Here is a 21,996-nt window from a genome sequence, read left to right as displayed (position 1 = left end):
GGTGCGCGCGGCCGCACCATCCGCGCCGCCCGTACCGTCGTCTGCCAGGCCGTCCGTGCCGTCGCCTGTCGCCGGGGGCTGGGACGCGGCGTCAGTGCCGTCCGCGCTGTCGGTGCCGTCCGGTCCGTCGACAGCGTCCGATCCGTCGACGGCGTCCGCGCCGTCGCCCGTCGGGCGGTCCCGGAGCGCCCGCAGCGGGAGGCACATCAGCAGCGCGACGACGAGAACCACGACCGCTGCCGTCTGCATGCCGGGGATCAGGCCGTGCACGAAGGCGCTGGAGGCGTGGTCCCGCAGGGTCTGTCCGGCGGGACCGCCCACCGCGTCGCTCACGTCGGCGACGTTGGCGACGGAGGCGCGCACCTCGTCCGCCCGCGCCGCGGACAGCCCGGCGGTGGAGCCGGACAGCTCCCGCACGTAGTCCCGCGTGATGAGCGTGCCGATCAAGCCGACCCCGAGCGCGCCGCCCAGGTTGCGCAGCGCGTTGATGAAGGCACCGCCGTTGGCGGCCACCGCGGGCGGCAGCGCGCCGAGCGCCGCCGAGACCGCCGGGGCCTGGGCCACACCGCCGCCGAGGCCCGCGAGCCCGAACGCGAAGGTCACCAGGGCGTCTCCGCTGTCCGCCGTCGCCCGGGTGAGCAGCGCGAGGCCCACCCCGAAGACCAGCGAGCCGCCGACCACGACCCAGCGCGCGCCGAGCCGCTTGGTCAGCCGGTCGGCGGCGAGCGAACCCACCACGACCAGCAGCGCGAAGGGGATCAGCCGCAGGCCGACGGAGAGGGACGACAGTCCGAGGACCGTCTGGAGGTACATCGGGACGACGAACAGGGCGGCCGTCAGCGAGAACGCGCCCACCACGATGGTGGCCTGCGCCCACAGGAACCGCGGGCTGCGGAACGGGGCGAGGCCGATGAGCGGCGCAGCCGAGCGGCGCTCGCAGACCAGGAACCCGACGAGGACCACGACGCCCGCCGCCATCCAGACGGCCGCGGAGCCCCAGTCGTTCTCCGCGTCGATCGCCCCGTACACCAGCAGCAGTCCGCCCGCGGCCAGCAGCGCCACGCTCCACACGTTGATGCCGGACCGGGGCACCTCGCGGGCCGGGGGCAGCACCCAGAAGATCAACGGCAGCACGAGGGCCACCGTGAAGACGTTGATCAGGAAGATCCAGCCCCACCAGAAGTACTCGACCAGCGCGCCGCCCACCACGGCGCCGAGCGGGGTCGCCAGCGCGACGCCGGCCGCCCAGATGCCGATGGCCTTCACCCGCTCGCTCTCGCGGAACAGGATGGTGATGAACGCCGTGCTCAGCGGCAGCACCACCGAGGCGCCGACCGCCATGACGACGCGCATCGCGATGAGCATCCCCGCGGTCGGCGCGAAGGCCGTGGCCGCGGAGGCGACGCCGAACAGGACCAGCCCCCACAGCAGGGTGCGCCGGTAGCCCCACCGGCTGCCCACCGCGGGCACCACCAGCATGAACGAGGCGGAGGTGATGCCGTACACCGCGACGATCCACTGCAACTGCCCGCTGGTCGCGTGCAGGTTCCGCTGCACGGCCGTCAGCGACACGCTCACCACGATCAGGTCCATGAACGGGACCAGCACGCACACGCACAGGACGGCCACGGCCAGCCAGCGCCGCCGGCCCGGACTCTCCCCCTCCGCGCCGCCGTCGTCGCGCACTGTCTCATCGGTCAACTGGCTCAAGGCATTGCTCCGCATCTCGGTCGGGCGATCTGGACGAACGGACCGGATGCCGAGGCAGGAGGAATCAAGCCCGGCCGAGCAACGGAGGAGCGCGGGCCTGGCCGGTGACCGGCGGCCGCGAACAGCCTCCACGGAGCCGCAGGTCCACTCGGCGGCCAGCATGCCGCACGCGCCTAACACACTTCTTGGGCCGCGTCACCGGTGCACACCGCCCGGCAGCGCACCGCCCCCGGATGCCGGATATCACCGGATCCGCCCCCATCGCGCCCACCACGCACACGCCCGTTAGCGTGGATCAAGACCGTCGTTAGCACCCCGTGTTTACGTAGTGCTGATTAGCTCCTGCACTTTTATGGCCAATAAGGGCCAAAAGCACTCAGCGGAGTTTATACGATGGGGGCGGTAATCGCCATGTCGAGTCAGACTGCTATTTCCTCAGCAGAGCACAACGAGCATGACGTGGCGGTCATCGGAATGTCCTGCCGCCTTCCCGGCGCGACCGACCCCGCGGCTTTCTGGAAACTGCTCCAGGAAGGCCGTGAAGCCATCACCGACATACCCGCCGAGCGCTGGAGCACATCAGAGGAATTCCCCGGGAATTCCGTCGGAAAGAACGTCGAACAGGACGGTGTTCCGCGCCGGGGCGGATTCCTCGACGACGTCGACGGCTTCGATTCCCGGTTCTTCACGATCTCGCCCCGCGAGGCCGCCGCCATGGACCCCCAGCAGCGGCTCGTCCTGGAGCTGAGCTGGGAGGCGCTGGAGGACGCCCGCATCGTCCCCGGCGACCTGCACGGCACCCGGTCCGGAGTCTTCGTCGGCGCCATGAACGACGACTACGCGGCCCTGGCCCGCGGCAACGGCGTCGACGGCATCACCTCGCACACCCTGACCGGCCTGAGCCGGGGCATCATCGCCAACCGGGTCTCCTACACGCTGGGCCTGCGCGGCCCGAGCCTGACCGTGGACTCGGCCCAGTCCTCCGCCCTGGCCGCGGTGCACCTGGCCTGCGCCGCCCTCCGCACGGGCGAGGCCACGCTCGCCCTCGCCGGGGGCGTCAACCTGATCCTGGCCCCCGAGAGCACGGTCGGGGCCACCCGCTTCGGCGCCCTCTCCCCCGACGGCCGCTGCTACACGTTCGACGCGCGGGCCAACGGCTACGTCCGCGGCGAGGGCGGCGGCCTCGTCGTCCTCAAACGGCTGTCGGACGCGGTGGCCGACGGCGACACCGTCCACTGCGTGATCCGCGGCAGCGCCCTGGGCAACGACGGGACGACGAGCGGCCTGACCGTTCCGGCCCAGGAGGCGCAGGAAGAGGCGCTGCGCCTGGCCTACCAGCGGGCCGGGGTGCGGCCGTCGGAGGTCCAGTACGTCGAGCTGCACGGCACGGGCACCCGGGTCGGCGACCCCGTCGAGGCGGCGGCACTCGGCGCCGTCCTCGGCACCCGGAGGCCGGCGGGCTCTCCGCTCCTGGTCGGCTCGGCGAAGACCAACGTCGGCCACCTCGAAGGCGCGGCCGGGATCGTCGGCCTCCTCAAGGCGGCCCTGAGCATCAGGCACCGGGCGCTCCCCGCGAGCCTCAACTACGCGACGCCGAACCCGGAGATCCCCCTCGACCGGCTCAACCTGCGGGTGCAGCGGGAGCTGACACCGTGGCCCGACGAGGACAGCCCGCTGATCGCAGGTGTCAGCTCGTTCGGCATGGGCGGGACGAACTGCCATGTCGTGCTGGGCGAGGGCCCGGTCGGGGTGACGGGGGCGGGGGCGCGGGGGGTGGTGCTCGTGGCGCTGGTGGTGATGGTGGTGCTCGTTGCGCTGGTGGTGCTGGTGGTGCTGAGGGTTTGGTGTCGGGCGCGTGGGCGGTGGCGGGCGCGGCTTCGGCTCTGGGGGCGGGAGCGGCTTCGGCTTCGGCTTCGGCTTCGGCTTCGGCTTCGGCTTCGGCTTCGGCTTCGGCTTCGGCTGGAGGGTCCTTTGCTGGGCCGTGTGTGTGGCTGGTGTCGGGCAAGTCGCCGGAAGCGCTGGCCGATCAGGCGGGACGGCTGCACGCGTTCGCCCGTTCCCACCCCGAGGTGGACGAGCGGGACATCGCGCACTCACTCGTCACCACCCGTACGGCCTTCGATCACCGGGCGGCTGTCATCGCCCACGATCGGGCCGAACTCCTCGACGCCCTGAGCGCCTTGCAGGATGGACGCCCCTCCCCGCAGCTCGTGCGCGCGGGTCAACTCAGCCCGGCCCGGGGCAAGACGGCGTTCCTCTTCACCGGTCAGGGATCGCAGCGAGCGGGCATGGGACGCGAACTCCATGCCGCGTCAGCCGTGTTCGCGGAAGCGTTCGACGAAGCCTGCGACGCCTTCGCACCCCACCTGCCCCGCTCTTTGCGTGAGGTGATGTGGGCCGACGCCGACAGCGAGACCGGCACACTCCTGCACCAGACTCAGTACACCCAGCCTGCGCTGTTCGTCCTGCACGTCGCCCTGCACCGCCTCGCCCTGGACGCGGGCCTGGTCCCGGACTACCTCACCGGCCACTCGATCGGCGAGCTCACCGCCGCCCACCTCGCCGGAGTCCTGTCCCTGCCCGATGCCGCAGCGCTCACCGCCACGCGCGCCCGCCTCATGCAGGACGCCCCAGCGGGCGGAGCCATGATCGCCCTCGAAGGCAGCGAAGACGACATCCGTCCCCTGCTCAGCGAGCACGAAGGCCGCCTGTCGATCGCGGCCGTCAACTCGCCCACCTCGCTCGTGATCGCCGGTGACCACGACGCAGCAACAGCCGTAGCCGCCACCTGGGCCGCACAGGGCCACAAGACCAAGACCCTGCGCGTCAGCCATGCCTTCCACTCACCCCACATGGACGGGGTTCTCGACCCGCTGCGCGAACTGGCCGCCACCCTCACCTTCCAGGCGCCTCACACCCCGGTCGTCTCCAACCTCACCGGACAGCTCGCCACCAACGAGCGCCTGAGGGACCCGGGCTACTGGAGCGACCACGTCCGCTCCACCGTCCGCTTCGCCGACACCCTCACCACCCTCGCGCAGCACCACACCACCACCTACCTCGAACTCGGACCCGACACCACCCTCACGACTCTCACCTCCGACACCCTCGACCAGGACACCGCCTTCGCGGTCGCAGCGCTGCACCCCCAGCGGCCCGAGGCAGACACCTGGCTCCACGCACTCGCCCAACTCCACACCCACAACAGCACCATCGACTGGACCGCCTACACCGCACCCACGACCAGCAACCCGGTCGACCTGCCCACCTACGCGTTCCAGCACCAGCGGCACTGGCTCACCGTGGTCCCCGGCGGTGACGGTCCCCGTCTCGTTGCGGGAAGCGCCCAGGGGACGGCCGATGCGGACGACAGCAGTGCGGAACGCAACGGCTCACGCCCCGACACCTCGTTGCTGGCTCAGCGGACGGCGGGCCTGAGCGAGAGCGAACAGCGGTGTGCGGTGCTGGAGTTGGTGCGTGCGGAGGTCGCGTTCACTCTGGGCTACCGCAGCCCGGACGAGGTGGACACCGACCAGTCGTTCAAGGAGCTGGGCTTCGACTCCACGATGGCGGTCGAGTTCCGCAACCGCCTCGTCACGTCGACCGGGATCAGCCTGGCGACGTCCGTGGTGTACGACTACCCCACCTCCGACGCGCTCGCCGGCCACCTGACGACGAAGCTGTCGCCCCTCGGCGCCGGAACAACGGCCCCGGTGCCCACGTCGTCGGAGAACCCGGACGAACCAATCGCCGTCGTCGGCATGTTCTGCCGTTACCCCGGTGACGTCACCGGGGCCGAGGACCTGTGGCGGCTGCTGAGCGGCGAGCTCGACGCCATCAGCGAGTTCCCGGCGGACCGAGGGTGGGACCTCGACCAGCTCTACGACCCCGACCCCGACAGCTCCGCGACCTCCTATGCCAGGCACGGCGGCTTCCTCCACGGCGCCCCGCTGTTCGACCCGGCGTTCTTCGGCATCAGTCCGCGCGAGGCGACCTCCATGGACCCGCAGCAGCGACTGCTGCTGGAGACGTCGTGGGCGGCGTTCGAGAACGCCCGCATCGAGCCGAACTCCCTGCGCGGGAGCCAGACCGGCGTGTTCATCGGCGCGACCTCCCTGGACTACGGCCCCCAACTGCACGAGGAGACGCCGGGTTACGAGGGGTACCGCCTCACCGGCAGTACGAGCAGCGTGGCTTCCGGCCGGATCGCCTACACGCTCGGCCTCGAAGGTCCCGCGCTGACCATCGACACCGCGTGCTCCTCCTCCCTGGTCTCGATGCACCTCGCGGGTCAGGCCCTGCGTCGGGGTGAGTGCTCCCTCGCGCTGGCGGGCGGCGTCACGGTCATGGGCTCGCCGGGCATGTTCGTCGAGTTCAGCAAGCAGCGCGGCCTCTCCCCCGACGGTCGTTGCAAGCCGTTCTCGGCGGACGCAGACGGCACGGGCTGGGCCGAGGGCGTCGGCCTGGTCGTCCTGGAACGGCTGTCCGACGCACAGCGCAACGGCCACACGGTGTTGGCGCTGGTGCGCGGCAGCGCCGTCAACCAGGACGGCGCCAGCAACGGACTCACCGCTCCCAACGGGCCGTCCCAGGAACGCGTCATCCGACAGGCACTCGCCAACGCGGGTCTCACCCCCGACCAGGTGGATGCCGTCGAGGCGCACGGCACCGGCACGAAACTCGGCGATCCCATCGAGGCACAGGCGCTGTTGGCCACCTACGGCCAGAACCGCCCCGCCGAACTGCCGCTCCACCTGGGCTCCATCAAGTCCAACATCGGACACACCCAAGCCGCCGCAGGTGTCGCGGGCGTCATCAAGATGATCCTCGCCATGCGCCACGGCGTCCTGCCCCGCTCCCTGCACCTCGACGAGCCCACCCCGCACGTCGACTGGACCACCGGCGCCGTGAGCCTCCTCACCGAGCAGACCCCGTGGCCCACCACCGACCACCCCCGCCGGGCCGCCGTCTCCTCCTTCGGCATCAGCGGCACCAACGCCCACCTCATCCTCGAACAGGCCCCCGCTGACGCGGACTCCGACGCTTCGGCTTCTGAAGTGGCGTCCTTCGCGGGTCCGTGCGTGTGGCTGGTGTCGGGCAAGTCGCCGGAAGCACTGGCCGAACAGGCGGGACGGCTGCACGCGTTCGTCACCGATCACCCGGACATCGACGAGCGTGACGTCGCCCACGCTCTGGCCACCACCCGTACGGCCTTCGACCACCGGGCCGCCGTCATCGCCCACGATCGGGCCGGACTCCTCAACGCTCTCAGCGCCTTGCAGGAGGGACGCCCCTCACCGCAGCTCGTGCGCGCGGGGCAACTCAGCCCGGCCCGAGGCAAGACGGCGTTCCTCTTCACCGGGCAGGGATCACAGCGAGCGGGCATGGGACGCGAACTCCACGCCGCCTCAACCGTGTTCGCGGCAGCGTTCGACAAGGCTTGCGACGCCTTCGCACCCCACCTGCCGCAGCCGCTGCGCGAGGTCATGTGGGCCGACGCCGACAGCGAGACCGGCGCACTCCTGCACCAGACCCAGTACACCCAACCCGCGCTGTTCGTCCTGCACGTCGCCCTGCACCACCTCGCCCTGGACACGGGCCTGGTCCCGGACTACCTCACCGGGCACTCCATCGGCGAACTCACCGCCGCCCACCTCGCCGGAGTCCTGTCCCTGCCCGACGCCGCAGCGCTCATCGCCACACGGGCCCGCCTCATGCAGGACGCCCCAGCGGGCGGAGCCATGATCGCCCTCGAAGGCAGCGAGCACGACATCCGTCCCCTGCTCAGCGAGCACGAAGGCCGCCTGTCGATCGCGGCCGTCAACTCACCCACCTCCCTGGTGATCGCAGGTGACCAGGACGCAGCAACAGCCGTAGCCGCCGCCTGGGCCGCACAGGGCCACAAGACGAAGTCATTGCGTGTGAGCCACGCCTTCCACTCACCCCACATGGATGCCGTCCTCGACCCGCTGCGCGAACTGGCCGCCACCCTCACCTTCCAGACGCCCCACACCCCGGTCGTCTCCAACCTCACCGGCCAACTCGCCACCACGGACCAGCTCACCGACCCGAGCTACTGGAGCGACCACGTCCGCTCCACCGTCCGCTTCGCCGACACCCTCACCACCCTCGCGCAGCATCACACCACCACCTACCTCGAACTCGGACCCGACACCACCCTCACCAGCCTCACCACCGACACCCTCAACCACGACACCGCCTTCGCGGTCGCAGCCCTGCACCCCCGCCGCCCCGAAACAGACACCTGGCTCCACACACTCGCCCAACTCCACGCCCACAGCAGCACCGTTGACTGGACCGCCTACACCGCACCCGCGACCAGCAACCCGGTCGACCTGCCCACCTACGCCTTCCAGCGCCAGCGCTACTGGCTCACCCGCACTCGGTCCGCCACTGGCGCCTCCGGCTTCGGGCTCGACGCCACCGGGCACCCGTTCCTGACCGCAACCCTCGAACTCCCCGACGGCGGTCACGTCTTCACCGGAACGCTCTCCGCCCAGGCCCATCCTTGGCTCGCCGACCACGCGATCACCGGCACCCCGCTCTTCCCGGGCACCGCGTTCGTGGACCTGGCCCTGCACACCGGGCACCACACCGGCCACCCCCACCTGGAGGAACTCACCCTCCAGGCGCCCCTGTTCGTCAGCGGCACCGCGCTCGACCTCCAGGCGACCCTCACCCCGGCCGAGGACACCCGGCGCACCCTCACCATTCGGTCCCGTCCGCGCACCACCACCCCGGACGACACCACCCCCTGGACCACCCACGCCACCGCGACTCTCACCAGCACCGCGCCCACCGACCAGGACTTCGGGCCGACCGTGTGGCCGCCGGCCAACGCCGTTCCCGTCGACGTGGGACACGCGTATCCCCTGCTGGCCGAGCGCGGCTACACCTACGGCCTCGCCTTCCAGGGCCTAGTAGCCGCCTGGCGCGACGACCAGCACACCTACGCGGAGATCACCCTCCCCGAGAACCCCGAAGCGGACGACGCGTTCGACATCCACCCCGTCCTCCTCGACGCCGCCTTGCACGCCATCGTCATGGAGGCGCTGGACGCTCCCGGTGACACCATCCCGGTGCCGTTCTCCTGGTCCGGGGTCCGGCTGCATGCCGTCGGCGCGACGTCACTGCGTGTGCGGTTCACCGCGACGGGCAAGGACACGTTCGCCATGACGGCGACCGACTCCGGCGGAACGCCGGTGGCGTCGATCGAAGCGGTCACCTTCCGGCCCCTGCCGATCGAGCAGCTCAGCGACACCGCCAGGGTCGTCCGGGACAACCTGTTCCAGGTGAAGTGGCCGACGCTGGCCGCTGGGAGCGGTACCAAGGCCCCGACCAGTGCGAACTGGGCCTGGCTGGACACCGACCACTTCCCCCTCCAGACCGCGCGCTCCCTCCTGCCGGCCGACGAGACGATGGCCGTCGGGACGACCGTCCCCCGCTACAGCGACCTCTCGGCACTCGCCGAGACCCTCGACGCGGCCACGCCGACGACCGTCCTGCTGTCCTGCGTCTTCCAACCCCTGACCGAGGCAGCCGGGTTGCACCGGGCCACGCACCAACTCCTCGCCCTGCTCCAGGAGTGGCTGGCCGACGAGCGCCTCGCCACGAGCCGCCTGGTCGTCTGCACGCGTCACGCCATCGCCGTCAGCCCCGACGAGGACGTCCGCGATCTCACCGCGTCGCCCCTCTGGGGCCTGGTCCGCACCGCGCAGAGCGAGAACCCCGACCGCTTCACCCTCGTCGACCTGGACACGGACGCCGTAGACCCGGCCACCCTGCACACGGCGCTGGCCACCGGTGAACCTCAACTGGCCATCCGGGGGAGCGCCGTTCACGCACCCCGCCTGACCCGTACCACCACCCCCACCGATGCCGCGTCCACGTCCTTCGACCCGAACGGCACGGTCCTCATCACCGGCGGCACCGGCACCCTCGGCAGCCTCCTCGCCCGCCACCTCGTCGGCCAAGGCCACACCCACCTGCACCTCACCAGCCGACGCGGACTCCAAGCCGAAGGCGCCCACCAACTCCTCCAGGAACTCAGCGACCTCGGCGCGAACGTCACCATCACCCCCTGCGACACCGCCGACGCCGACCAACTCGCCGCACTCCTCGCCTCCATTCCGGACGAGCACCCCCTCACCGCGGTCGTCCACACCGCCGGCCTCCTCCAGGACGCCACGCTGGCCAACCTGACCGACGACCAGTTGTCCGCCGTCCTGCGTTCCAAGGCCGACACCGCCTGGAACCTGCACCAGCAGACCCGGCACCTCGACCTCTCCGCCTTCGTCCTGTACTCGTCCATCACCGGCATCCTGGGCAATCCGGGGCAGGCCAACTACGCAGCCGCCAACACCTTCCTCGACGCCCTCGCCCACCACCGCAACGCGCACGGCCTGCCCGCCACCTCCCTCTCCTGGGGACTCTGGGAGCAGGCAAGCGCGCTCACCGGGCATCTCGACACCGCCGACCTGGCGCGCATGCGCCGCACCGGCATCGCCTCCTTCACCAGCGCCGAAGCCCTCGCGCTCTTCGACCGCGCCCTCGGCGACTCCCGTCCCCACCTGCTCCCGACCCGTCTCAGCACGGCGGTCCTGCGGACGCGGGCGGAGGACGGGACGCTGCCGACGCTGCTGCGCGAGGTCGTGCCCACCCGGCCCCGGAACGCCGTTCCCTCTCAGCGCGCACGCGTTTCCTCCGGCGGCGACTCCGCCTTGTCGGAACGGCTCGCGCCGCTCTCCGAGTCCGCGCGGCGAGAATTCATCCTCGACCTCCTCGGTACCGAGATCGCCACCATTCTCGGACACCAGAAATTCGACACGGTACAGGCCGAGCATTCCTTCAAATCCCTCGGATTCGATTCCCTCGCGGCAGTGGAACTGCGCAACCGCGTGAACAACGTCACCGGTCTGCGTCTCTCCACGACCCTGATCTTCGACTTCCCTTCGCCGTCCGCCCTCGTCGAGCATCTGCTGACCGAACTGACCGGTACCGGAGACCCCGCGACAGTCGCCTCCGCGGCGGTGGCGGCCGACGACGAGCCGATCGCCATCGTCGCGATGAGCTGCCGTTATCCCGGTGGAGTCCTTGGTCCGGACGACCTGTGGCAGCTCGTCACCGACGAGGTCAACGCCGCTTCCCCGTTCCCTGAGGACCGCGGTTGGGACGTCGACGCGCTCTACGACCCGGAGCCTTCGCACACGGGCACGAGTTACACCCGCATGGGCGGGTTCCTCGACCGAGCGGATCATTTCGACGCCGAATTCTTCGGCATCAGCCCACGTGAAGCTCTCGCCGCCGACCCGCAGCAGCGGCTGCTCCTGGAATGCGCCTGGGAATCCTTCGAGCGGATGGGTGCGCGCCCGGCTTCACTGCGCGGAAGCCAGACAGGCGTATTCGTCGGCCTGATGTACACGGATTATGTTTCCCGGCTCCATCACGTGCCTTCGGAGCTGGAAGGCTATATGGGCAGCGGAAGCATCGGCAGCGTGGCTTCGGGCCGGATCGCCTACACGCTCGGTCTCGAAGGCCCCGCCCTGACGGTCGACACGGCGTGCTCCTCGTCCCTGGTCTCGATACACCTCGCCAGTCAGGCCCTGCGCCGGGGTGAGTGCTCCCTCGCCCTCGCCGGTGGCGTCACGGTCATGTCCACTCCCAACACGTTCATCGAGTTCAGCCGACAGCGCGCCCTGTCGGCGGACGGTCGTTGCAAGCCGTTCTCGGCGGACGCGGACGGCACGGGCTGGGCCGAGGGCGTCGGCCTGGTCGTCCTGGAACGGCTGTCCGACGCACAGCGCAACGGCCACACGGTCTTGGCCCTGGTGCGGGGCAGCGCCGTCAACCAGGACGGCGCGAGCAACGGACTCACCGCTCCCAACGGCCCGTCCCAGGAACGCGTCATCCGACAGGCACTCGCCAGCGCGGGTCTCACCCCCGACCAGGTGGACGCCGTCGAGGCCCACGGCACCGGAACCAAGCTCGGCGATCCCATCGAGGCCCACGCCCTGCTCGCCACCTACGGCCAGGACCGTCCGGCCGACCAGCCGCTCCACCTCGGGTCCATCAAGTCCAACATCGGACACACCCAGGCCGCCGCGGGCGTCGCGGGCGTCATCAAGATGATCCTCGCCATGCGCCACGGCCTCCTGCCCCGCTCCCTCCACCTCGACGAGCCCACCCCGCACGTCGACTGGACCACCGGCAGCGTCAGCCTCCTCACCGAGCAGACCCCGTGGCCCACCACCGACCACCCCCGCCGGGCCGCCGTCTCCTCCTTCGGCATCAGCGGCACCAACGCCCACCTCATCCTCGAACAGCCCCCGACGCCGACGACCGTCCACACCAGCACTCCCGAGACGACGCCCTTCGAGGGCCCGAGCGTCTGGTTGCTGTCCGGCAGGTCCGCCAACGCGCTCACAGATCAGGCGGGTCAGCTCCACGCGTTCGCCAGCACTCACCCCGAGGTCGACGAACGGGACGTCGCCCACGCCTTGGCCACCACGCGTACGGCCTTCGACCACCGGGCCGCCGTCATCGCCCACGACCGCGCCGAACTTCTCGACGCCCTCACCGCACTCCGCGAAGGCAAGCCCTCACCGCACGTGGTGCGGACCGGTCAACTCGCCCCGGCCCGGGGCAAGACGGCGTTCCTCTTCACCGGTCAGGGATCGCAGCGAGCGGGCATGGGACGCGAACTCCACGCCGCCTCAACCGTGTTCGCGGCAGCGTTCGACGAAGCCTGCGACGCCTTCGCACCCCACCTGCCGCAGCCGCTGCGTGAGGTGATGTGGGCCGACGCCGACAGCGAGACCGGCGCCCTTCTCCACCAGACTCAGTACACCCAGCCCGCGCTGTTCGTCCTGCACGTCGCCCTGCACCGCCTCGCCCTGGACGCGGGCCTGGTCCCGGACTACCTCACCGGGCACTCCATCGGCGAGCTCACCGCCGCCCACCTCGCCGGAGTCCTGTCCCTCTCCGATGCCGCTGCGCTCATTGCCACGCGCGCCCGCCTCATGCAGGACGCTCCGGCAGGCGGAGCCATGATCGCCCTCGAAGCCAGCGAAGACGACATCCGTCCCCTGCTCAGCGAGCACGAAGGCCGCCTGTCGATCGCGGCCGTCAACTCACCCACCTCGCTCGTGATCGCAGGTGACCACGACGCTGCAACAGCCGTAGCCGCCGCCTGGGCCGCACAGGGCCACAAGACGAAGTCGTTGCGCGTGAGCCACGCCTTCCACTCACCCCACATGGATGCCGTCCTCGACCCGCTGCGCGAACTGGCCGCCACCCTCACCTTCCAGACGCCCCACACCCCGGTCGTCTCCAACCTCACCGGACAGCTCGCCACCACGGACCAGCTCACCGACCCGAGCTACTGGAGCGACCACGTCCGCTCCACCGTCCGCTTCGCCGACACCCTCACCACCCTCGCGCAGCATCACACCACCACCTACCTCGAACTCGGACCCGACACCACCCTCACCAGCCTCACCTCCGACACCCTCGACCAGGACACCGTCTTCGCAGTCGCTGCTCTGCACCCCCGCCGCCCCGAAGCAGACACCTGGCTCCACGCACTCGCCCACCTCCACAGCCACAACAGCACCGTTGACTGGACCGCCTACACCGCACCCGCGACCAGCAACCCGGTCGACCTGCCCACCTACGCGTTCCAGCACGAGCGCTACTGGCTCACCGCTCCCGCCGGTGCGGGCGACGCCTCCACCTTCGGACTGGACGCGACCGGACACCCGTTCCTCACCGCCAGCCTCGAACTCCCGGACGACAGGCGCGTCTTCACCGGAACGCTGTCGACGCAGACCCACCCCTGGCTCGCCGACCACGCCATCAACGACACGCCTCTCCTTCCCGGCGCCGCCTTCGTCGATCTCGCGCTGCACGTCGGTCTCCACACCGGCCATCCGCATGTGGAGGAACTCACGCTCCAGACACCGCTGTTGTTGAGCGGCCACCCTCTCGACCTTCAGGCCACGCTCACGCCGTCCGAGGACGCCCGCCACACCCTGACCGTCCGCTCCCGCGCTCACGCCGCCGGCCCGGACGACGTCACAGGCTGGACGGTCCACGCCACGGCCACCCTCACCACCACGGCTCCAGCACAGGAGGCGCCCGACCTGACCGTCTGGCCCCCGACCGACGCCACAGCCGTCGACGTGGACGACGCCTACACGCTCCTCGCAGAACACGGCTACGCCTACGGCCCCGCCTTCCAGGGCCTCACCGCAGCCTGGCGCGACGACCAGCACACCTACGCGGAGATCACCCTCCCCGAGAACCCCGAAGCCGACGACGCCTTCGACATCCACCCGGCTCTCCTGGACGCGACCCTGCACACCGTCGCCCTGGATGCGGCCCTGGGCTCCGCCGACGGCTCAGTCTCCGTGCCGTTCTCCTGGACCGGGGTCGAGCTGTACTCGACCGGCGCCCGCCGCCTGCGCGTCAGGCTCACCCCGACCGGCGACCACACCGTCCGCATCCACTTGGCCGACGCCCTGGGCGCCCCGGTCGCCGCCGTCGGCTCCCTCACCACGCGCCCCCTGCCCGCGGACCAGCTCGTCGACATGGCCAAGGTCGTCCGGGACAGCCTGTTCCACGTCGAGTGGACCGCGTTGCCCGTGCAAGAGACGGCGCCCACTCCGGAAACGGACGCCAACTGGGCCTGGCTGGACACAAAGTGCTTCCCCCTCCGCGCCGACGGGACGACAGAGGGCACCAGCACGCACATTCCCCGGTTCGACAGCATCGCCGCGCTCGCCGAAACCCTCGACATCAGCAAGCCCGCCACCGTCCTGTTGCCCTGCGTCTTCGGACCTCTCGCCGCAGAGCCCTCCGAGTCGACTGAATCAGCTACGTCGACGGAGTCCGCTGGGTCGACGGACTCGGACGTGTCGACGGCCTCGTTGACCGAACTCCGACTGGCGACGCACCACTTGCTCGCTCTGCTCCAGGAGTGGCTGGCCGACGAGCGGCTGGCCGGTACCCGGCTGGTCGTCTGCACCCGCGGCGCCGTCGCCACCGGCCCCGACGAGGACGTACCCGACCTCATCGCCTCACCTCTGTGGGGCCTGGTCCGCACCGCGCAGAGCGAGAACCCCGACCGCTTCACCCTCATCGACCTGGACACCGACCCGGGCGACCTCACCGTCCTGCACACCGCGCTGGCCACCGGGGAACCCCAACTGGCCATTCGAGGCGCGGTCGTTCACACCCCGCGCCTGGCACGGACGGTCATCGCCACCGGCATCACGCCCACGTCTCTCGACCCGAACGGCACGGTCCTCATCACCGGCGGCACCGGCACCCTCGGCAGCCTCCTCGCCCACCACCTGGTCGACCAGGGCCACACCCACCTGCACCTCACCAGCCGACGCGGCCTCCAAGCCGAAGGCGCCCACCAACTCCTCCAAGAGCTGACCGACCTCGGCGCGAACGTCACCATCACCGCCTGCGACACCGCCGACGCCGACCAACTCGCCGCGCTCCTCGCGTCGATCCCGGACGAGTACCCTCTGACGGCGGTCGTGCACACCGCCGGCGTCGTCCAGGACGCCACGCTGGCCAACCTCACCCCGGACCACCTGGACGCCGTCCTGCGCCCGAAGGTGGACGCCGCCTGGAACCTGCACCAGCAGACCCGGCACCTCGACCTCGCGGCCTTCATCCTCTATTCGTCCGTCACCGGCACCCTGGGCAACTCCGGGCAGGCCAACTACGCCGCCGCCAACACCTTCCTCGATGCCCTCGCCCATCACCGCAACGCGCGTGGTCTGGCCGCGAGTTCTCTCGCCTGGGGACTGTGGGAGCAGGCCAGCACCCTGAGCGGCCACCTCGACAGCGCCGACCGCGCTCGGCTCAGCCGCACGGGTATCGCGCCGCTCAGCACCGCCGACGCACTCGCGCTCTTCGACCGCACGCTCAGCGCCGCCCACCCCCATCTGCTTCCCACCCGCCTCAATCTGACGGCTCTCCGCAACAACCCCGACCTGCCGCCCCTCTACCGCGCTCTCCTGCCGACCGTGCGGCCCGCCACCGCCAACAACGGAAGCGGCAACGGCACCGGGGGCGCCGGGCACTCGCTGTCCCAGACGCTCGCTCCGCTCACCGAGGCCGAACAGGACCAGTTCCTCCTGGGCCTCGTACGCGACCATGTGGCGGCCGTTCTCGGGCACGGGAACAGCCTCGGGATCGACGAACACCGCGGATTCTTCGACATGGGACTTGATTCCCTCACCGCCGTCGAACTCCGCAACAAGATCGGCACTGCCACCGGCCTGCGTCTGCCCACCACCGCGATACTCGACCACCCCACGCCCGGCACCCTGGCGCAGTACCTGCGGACGCAACTGGTGCCGTCCGTGACGAAGTCCGGCCATGAAGTCGAAGCCGATGCGCTCGAAACAAAGGTCCGTGACGCCCTGACGTCCATTCCTCTTGCCACACTGCGCAATTCCGGCCTCCTCGACACGCTGCTGCAACTCGCCGAGCCCGGCAACGAAGCGCTGACCACCGACAGCACCTCCGCCGACCTGATCGACGACATGGACGCGGAGAGTCTGGTGCAGATCGCTTTGGGCAACACAACCGAGTCCTGACGAATTCAGAGGTGCGAAGTTCCCATGGCCATGTCTATCGACCAAGTCGTCACTGCCCTCCGAGCGTCCGTCAAGGAAGCCGAACGGCTGCGGCAGCAGAACCAACTTCTCATCGCGGCGTCACGTGAGCCCATCGCGGTGGTGGGGATAGGTTGCCGATTCCCGGGTGGTGTGCGGTCGCCCGAGGAATTGTGGGACCTGGTCTCGGGGAACACGGACGCGATCTCCGGATTCCCCGAGGACCGCGGTTGGAACACCCAGGATCTGTACGACCCCGACCCGGACGCCCCGCACAAGTCGTACTCCCGCCACGGCGGTTTCCTCACCGATGCCGACGGCTTCGACGCCGAGTTCTTCGGTATCAGCCCGCGCGAGGCACTGACCATCGACCCCCAGCAGCGCCTGCTGCTGGAATGCGCCTGGGAAGCGACCGAACGCTCCGGCATCGACCCCACTGCTCTGCGCGGCAGCCGCACCGGCGTCTTCGCGGGCGTCATGTACAACGACTACGCCGCCCGCTTCCCGGAGAAGCCCGCGGAGCTGGAGGGCTACCTGGGCCTGGGCAGCGCGGCCAGCATCGCCTCCGGGCGGGTCTCCTACACCCTCGGCCTCGAAGGTCCGGCCGTCAGCGTCGACACCGCCTGCTCCTCCTCCCTCGTCGCCCTCCACCTCGCCGTGCAGGCCCTGCGCAACAACGAATGCGAACTCGCCCTCGCCGGCGGCGCCACCCTCATGGCCACACCCAACACCTTCATCGAGTTCAGCCGACAACGCGGCCTCTCCCCCGACGGCCGCTGCAAGCCGTTCGCCGCCGCAGCCGACGGCACCGGCTGGGCGGAGGGCGTCGGCCTCCTGATGCTGGAGCGCCTCTCCGACGCACAGCGCAACGGCCACACCGTCCTCGCCCTCGTCCGCGGCAGCGCCATCAACCAGGACGGCACCAGCAGCCAACTCAGCGCCCCCAACGGCCCGTCCCAGGAACGCGTGATCCGGCAGGCCCTCGCCAACGCCGGACTCACCCCCGACCAGGTCGACGCCGTCGAAGCACACGGCACCGGGACGAAACTCGGCGATCCCATCGAGGCACAGGCGCTGTTGGCCACCTACGGCCAGGACCGCCCCGCCGAACTGCCGCTGCACCTGGGCTCCATCAAGTCCAACATCGGACACACCCAGGCCGCCGCAGGTGTCGCCGGGGTCATCAAGATGATCCTCGCCATGCGCCACGGGGCGCTGCCGCAGTCCCTGCACATCGACGAGCCGAGCCCGCACGTCGACTGGACCACCGGGAACATCAGCCTGCTCACCGCGAAGACGCCGTGGCCGGTCACGGACCATCCCCGCCGGGCGGCCGTCTCGTCCTTCGGCATCAGCGGCACCAACGCTCACGTCATCCTCGAACAGCCCCCTGTCCAGGGCACCGAGCCGCCGAGCGTGGCCGACCCGGCGGACACCGTCACCGACGGGCCGGGTGTCTGGCTCCTCTCAGGCAAGTCGGCGGACGCGCTGACCGACCAGGGCGCACGGCTGCACGCGTTCGCCTCCGCCCACCCGGACGTGGACGCCCACGACATCGCACACGCCCTCGCCACCACCCGCACCGCCTTCGACCACCGTGCGGCCGTCATCGCCCACGACCGCACCGAACTCCAGGACGGGCTGCGGGCGTTGGTGGAGGAACGCCCCTCACCCCACCTGGTCCGGAGTCCCGTCGATCAGCGTTCCCGTATCGCCGGGAAGACGGCGTTCGTGTTCCCAGGCCAGGGCTCGCAATGGCCGGGCATGGGACGCGAACTCCTCGACACCAGCACCGTGTTCCGCGACAGCATGCAAGCCTGCGCCGACGCCCTCGCACCCCACTGCGACTGGTCACTCCTCGACGTCATCCGCGAACACCCCGACGCCCCCTCCCTCGACCGCATCGACGTCGTACAGCCCGTCCTGTTCGCGACGATGGTGTCCCTCGCCGCACTCTGGAAGTCCCACGGCATCCAGCCGCAGGCGGTCATCGGTCACTCCCAGGGCGAGATAGCCGCCGCGCACGTCGCCGGAATCCTCACCCTCGACGACGCCGCACGCATCGTCGCCCTGCGCTCCCAAGCCCTCCGCCAGATCTCCGGACAAGGCGGCATGGTCTCCCTGCCCCTCCCCGCAGACCAGGCCGAAGCACTCATCGCACCCTGGAACGGCCGCATCGGGATCGCCGCCCACAACGGACCCGCCACCACCATCGTCTCCGGCGACGCCAACGCCCTCACCGAAATCGTCACCACCAGCACTGATCGGAACATCAACGCCCGCACCATCCCCGTCGACTACGCCTCCCACTCCCCCCACGTCGAAGTCATCCACGACCACCTCCACCACGACCTACGCACCATCACACCCCAGCCAGGCCACACCCCCTTCTACTCCACCGTCACCGGCACCCTCACCGAAGACACCACCACTCTCGACACCGACTACTGGTACCGGAACCTGCGCCAGACCGTCCGCTTCAGCGACACCGCCCGCACCCTCATCGCCGACGGACACCACCACCTCATCGAGATCAGCACCCACCCCGTCCTCACCACCAGCATCCAGGACATCCTCGACACCACCGACCACCACGACACCCCCACCCTCACCACCGGCACCCTCCGCCGCCACAAGGGCGACTGGGCACAATTCCTCACCTCCGCCGCCCAGCTCCACACCCACGGCACCACCAGCGTCAACTGGAACGGCCACACCGCACCGGCCACCAACAAGCCCGTCGACCTGCCCACCTACGCGTTCCAGCACCAGCGCTACTGGCTCCACCACACCCCCACCAGCGCAGGCGACGCCAGCGCCTTCGGACTCGACGCCACCGAGCACCCGTTCCTCACCGCCAGCCTCGAACTCCCCGACGACAGCCGCGTCTTCACGGGCGCCCTCTCGACCTACCTCCAGCCATGGCTGGCCGACCACGCGATCACCGGCACACCCCTGCTCCCGGGTACCGCCTTCGTAGACCTGGCCCTGCACACCGGCCACCACACCGGACACCCCCACGTCGAAGAACTCACCCTCCACGCACCGCTCTTGTTGAGCAGCCACCCTCTCGACCTCCAGGCCACCCTCTCCCCGTCCGAAGACGCGCGCCGTTCCCTGACCATCCGTTCTCGCGCGCAGGGCACCACCCCGGACGATGTCGACGCCTGGACGGTCCACGCCACCGCCACCCTCACCTCCGTCGCCCCGGCGCACCCGGAGCCCGACCTGACCGCGTGGCCACCGGCCAACGCCACGCCCATCGAGGTGGACAGCGCCTATCCGACGCTCGCCGAACACGGCTACACCTACGGACCCGCCTTCCAGGGCCTCACCGCCGCCTGGCGCGACAACCAGCACACCTACGCGGAGATCGCCCTCCCCGAGAACGCCGAAGCAGACGACGCCTTCGACATCCACCCCGCGCTTCTCGACGCGGCCCTGCACGCCATCGCGTTGCAGACGATGGACGCGCCCGGTGACGCCGTTCCTGTGCCGTTCTCCTGGTCCGGGGTGCGTCTGCACGCCGTCAATGCGTCGTCCCTGCGCGTGAAGTTCACCGCGACGGGCGAGGACACGTTCGCCATGGCGGCGGCCGACTCCAGCGGCGCGCTCGTGGCGTCGATTGAGACGGTCACGTTCCGTCCCCTGCCGGTCGCCCAGCTCGTCGACACGGCCAGGACCGTGCGGGACAGCCTGTTCCACATCGAGTGGACCACCTTGCCCTCGTCCGCGCTGCCTGCGGAGGAGCCCGGCTCCGCAACGGACGCCAACCTGGCCTGGCTGGACACCGAGCACTTCCCGGTCTCCCCTGAGACCGACGCGACGGTGTCGGCCGACACGCCCATGCCCAGGTTCAAGAGCGTCGCCGCACTCGCCGAAGCCGCCGACAGCCCCAACAACGTCTTGCTGTCCTGCATCTTCCAGCCCCTCACCACGGCACCGGAGTTGCACCAGGCGACCCACCACCTGCTCGCTCTGCTCCAGGAGTGGCTGGCCGATGAGCGGCTGACCGGCAAGCGCCTGGTCGTCTGCACCCGCGGCGCCGTCGCCACCCGCTCCGACGAGGATGTCCGCGACCTCACCGCATCCCCGCTGTGGGGTCTGGTCCGCACCGCGCAGAGCGAGAACCCCGACCGCTTCACCCTCATCGACCTGGACACGGACGCGGTAGGCCCGGCCACCCTGCACACCGCACTGGCCTCCGGCGAACCCCAACTGGCCGTTCGGGGCGCGGTCGTTCACGCCCCGCTCCTGGCACGGACGGCCACCGCCACCGACGTCACGCCCGCGCTGTTCGACCCGGACGGCACGATCCTCATCACTGGAGGCACCGGCACCCTCGGCAGCCTCCTCGCCCGCCACCTCGTCACCCGTCACGAGGCCCGCCATCTGCTCCTGACCAGCCGAAGCGGGCTCCAGGCCGACGGCGCCGACCAGCTCCGCCAGGAACTGACCGACCTCGGCGCGGACGTCACCATCACCGCCTGCGACACCGCCGCCGCCGACCAGCTCGCCGCGCTGCTGGCGTCGGTCCCGGACGAGCACCCCCTCACCGCGGTCGTCCACACCGCCGGCCTCCTCCAAGACGCCACGCTGGCCAACCTCACCCCCGAGCAAGTGGACGCCGTCCTGCGCTCCAAGGCCGACACCGCCTGGAACCTGCACCAGCAGACCCAGCACCTCGGCCTGAGCGCCTTCCTCCTCTACTCCTCAGCCGCAGGCACCCTAGGCAACCCCGGCCAGGCCAACTACGCAGCCGCCAACACCTTCCTCGACGCCCTCGCCCACCACCGCAACGCACGCGGCCTGCCCGCGAGTTCGCTCGCCTGGGGTCTGTGGCAGCAGGCCAGCGCCCTGACCGGCCATCTCGACACCGCCGACCTGGCGCGCATGAACCGCACCGGCGTCGCCCCGCTCTCCACCGACGACGCTCTCGCGCTCTTCGACCGCACCCTGACGGCCTCTCAGCCGCATCTCCTCACCGCCCGCCTCAACCTCACGGCTCTCCGCAACAACCCCGATCTGCCGCCCCTCTACCGCACGCTTCTGCCGACCCTGCGGCCCGCCTCCGCGAACAACGGCGTCGGCAGCGGAGGCGCCGGGCAGATGCTCGCCCAGACGCTCGCTCCGCTCACCGAGGCCGAACAGGAACAGTTCCTCCTCGGCCTCGTACGCGACCACGTGGCCGCCGTTCTCGGGCACAGCGATCCCCGCGGAATCGACGAGCACCGCGGATTCTTCGACATGGGGCTCGACTCGCTCACCGCCGTCGAACTCCGCAACAAGCTCGGGACCGTCACCGGCCTGCGTCTGCCCACCACCGCGATACTCGACCACCCCACCCCCGCCACCCTCGCGCACTATCTGCGGACGCAGTTGGTCAGGGACGAAACGGCGAATCCGGCGGACCTTTTCGCCGCGCTCGAAAAGATCGACATGGATTCCCTGGTTCCCACTCTGCACGTCGAAACGCGGACGCGCATCGTGTCACAGCTCCAGAGGTTCCTCATCAAGCTGGGCGAGGACCCGGAGAGCGTCAGCGCCACACAGGAGATCAGTTCCTCTTCCGACGAGGAAATATTCTCCATGATCGACAGCGAGCTCGGCCTCTCCTGACACCGTTCGC

3 protein-coding genes and 1 pseudogene are annotated in these 21,996 nt (G+C 70.4%); 3 read left to right on the top strand and 1 reads right to left on the bottom strand.

What is annotated here, in order from left to right; translation table 11 throughout:
• On the bottom strand, positions 1-1,701 hold a 1,701-nt coding region (locus tag GA0115242_RS02435), incomplete at its 3' end, for an MFS transporter (RefSeq protein WP_161352968.1).
• A gap of 483 nt (positions 1,702-2,184) precedes the next feature.
• Between GA0115242_RS02435 and GA0115242_RS41430 the strand changes: the two are divergent.
• The 3 genes and pseudogenes from GA0115242_RS41430 to GA0115242_RS02420 form a co-directional block, all read left to right on the top strand.
• Positions 2,185-3,456: pseudogene (locus GA0115242_RS41430) on the top strand (polyketide synthase); the annotation flags it as partial.
• 248 nt (positions 3,457-3,704) lie between these two features.
• Positions 3,705-16,349, top strand: coding sequence for a type I polyketide synthase (locus GA0115242_RS40225; RefSeq protein ID WP_161352966.1), 12,645 nt, complete (start codon positions 3,705-3,707; stop codon positions 16,347-16,349).
• Between the two features lie 3 nt (positions 16,350-16,352).
• On the top strand, positions 16,353-21,986 hold the full coding sequence (locus GA0115242_RS02420; RefSeq protein WP_370672250.1) for a type I polyketide synthase: 5,634 nt from the start codon (positions 16,353-16,355) through the stop codon (positions 21,984-21,986).
• The last annotated feature ends 10 nt before the right edge of the window (positions 21,987-21,996 follow it).

The sequence above is a fragment of the Streptomyces sp. SolWspMP-5a-2 genome (genome assembly GCF_900091845.1).
In the GTDB taxonomy this organism is placed as follows: domain Bacteria; phylum Actinomycetota; class Actinomycetes; order Streptomycetales; family Streptomycetaceae; genus Streptomyces; species Streptomyces doudnae.
Note: the sequence above shows the minus strand (reverse complement) of the source record. Positions and strands in the feature narration are given on the sequence as shown.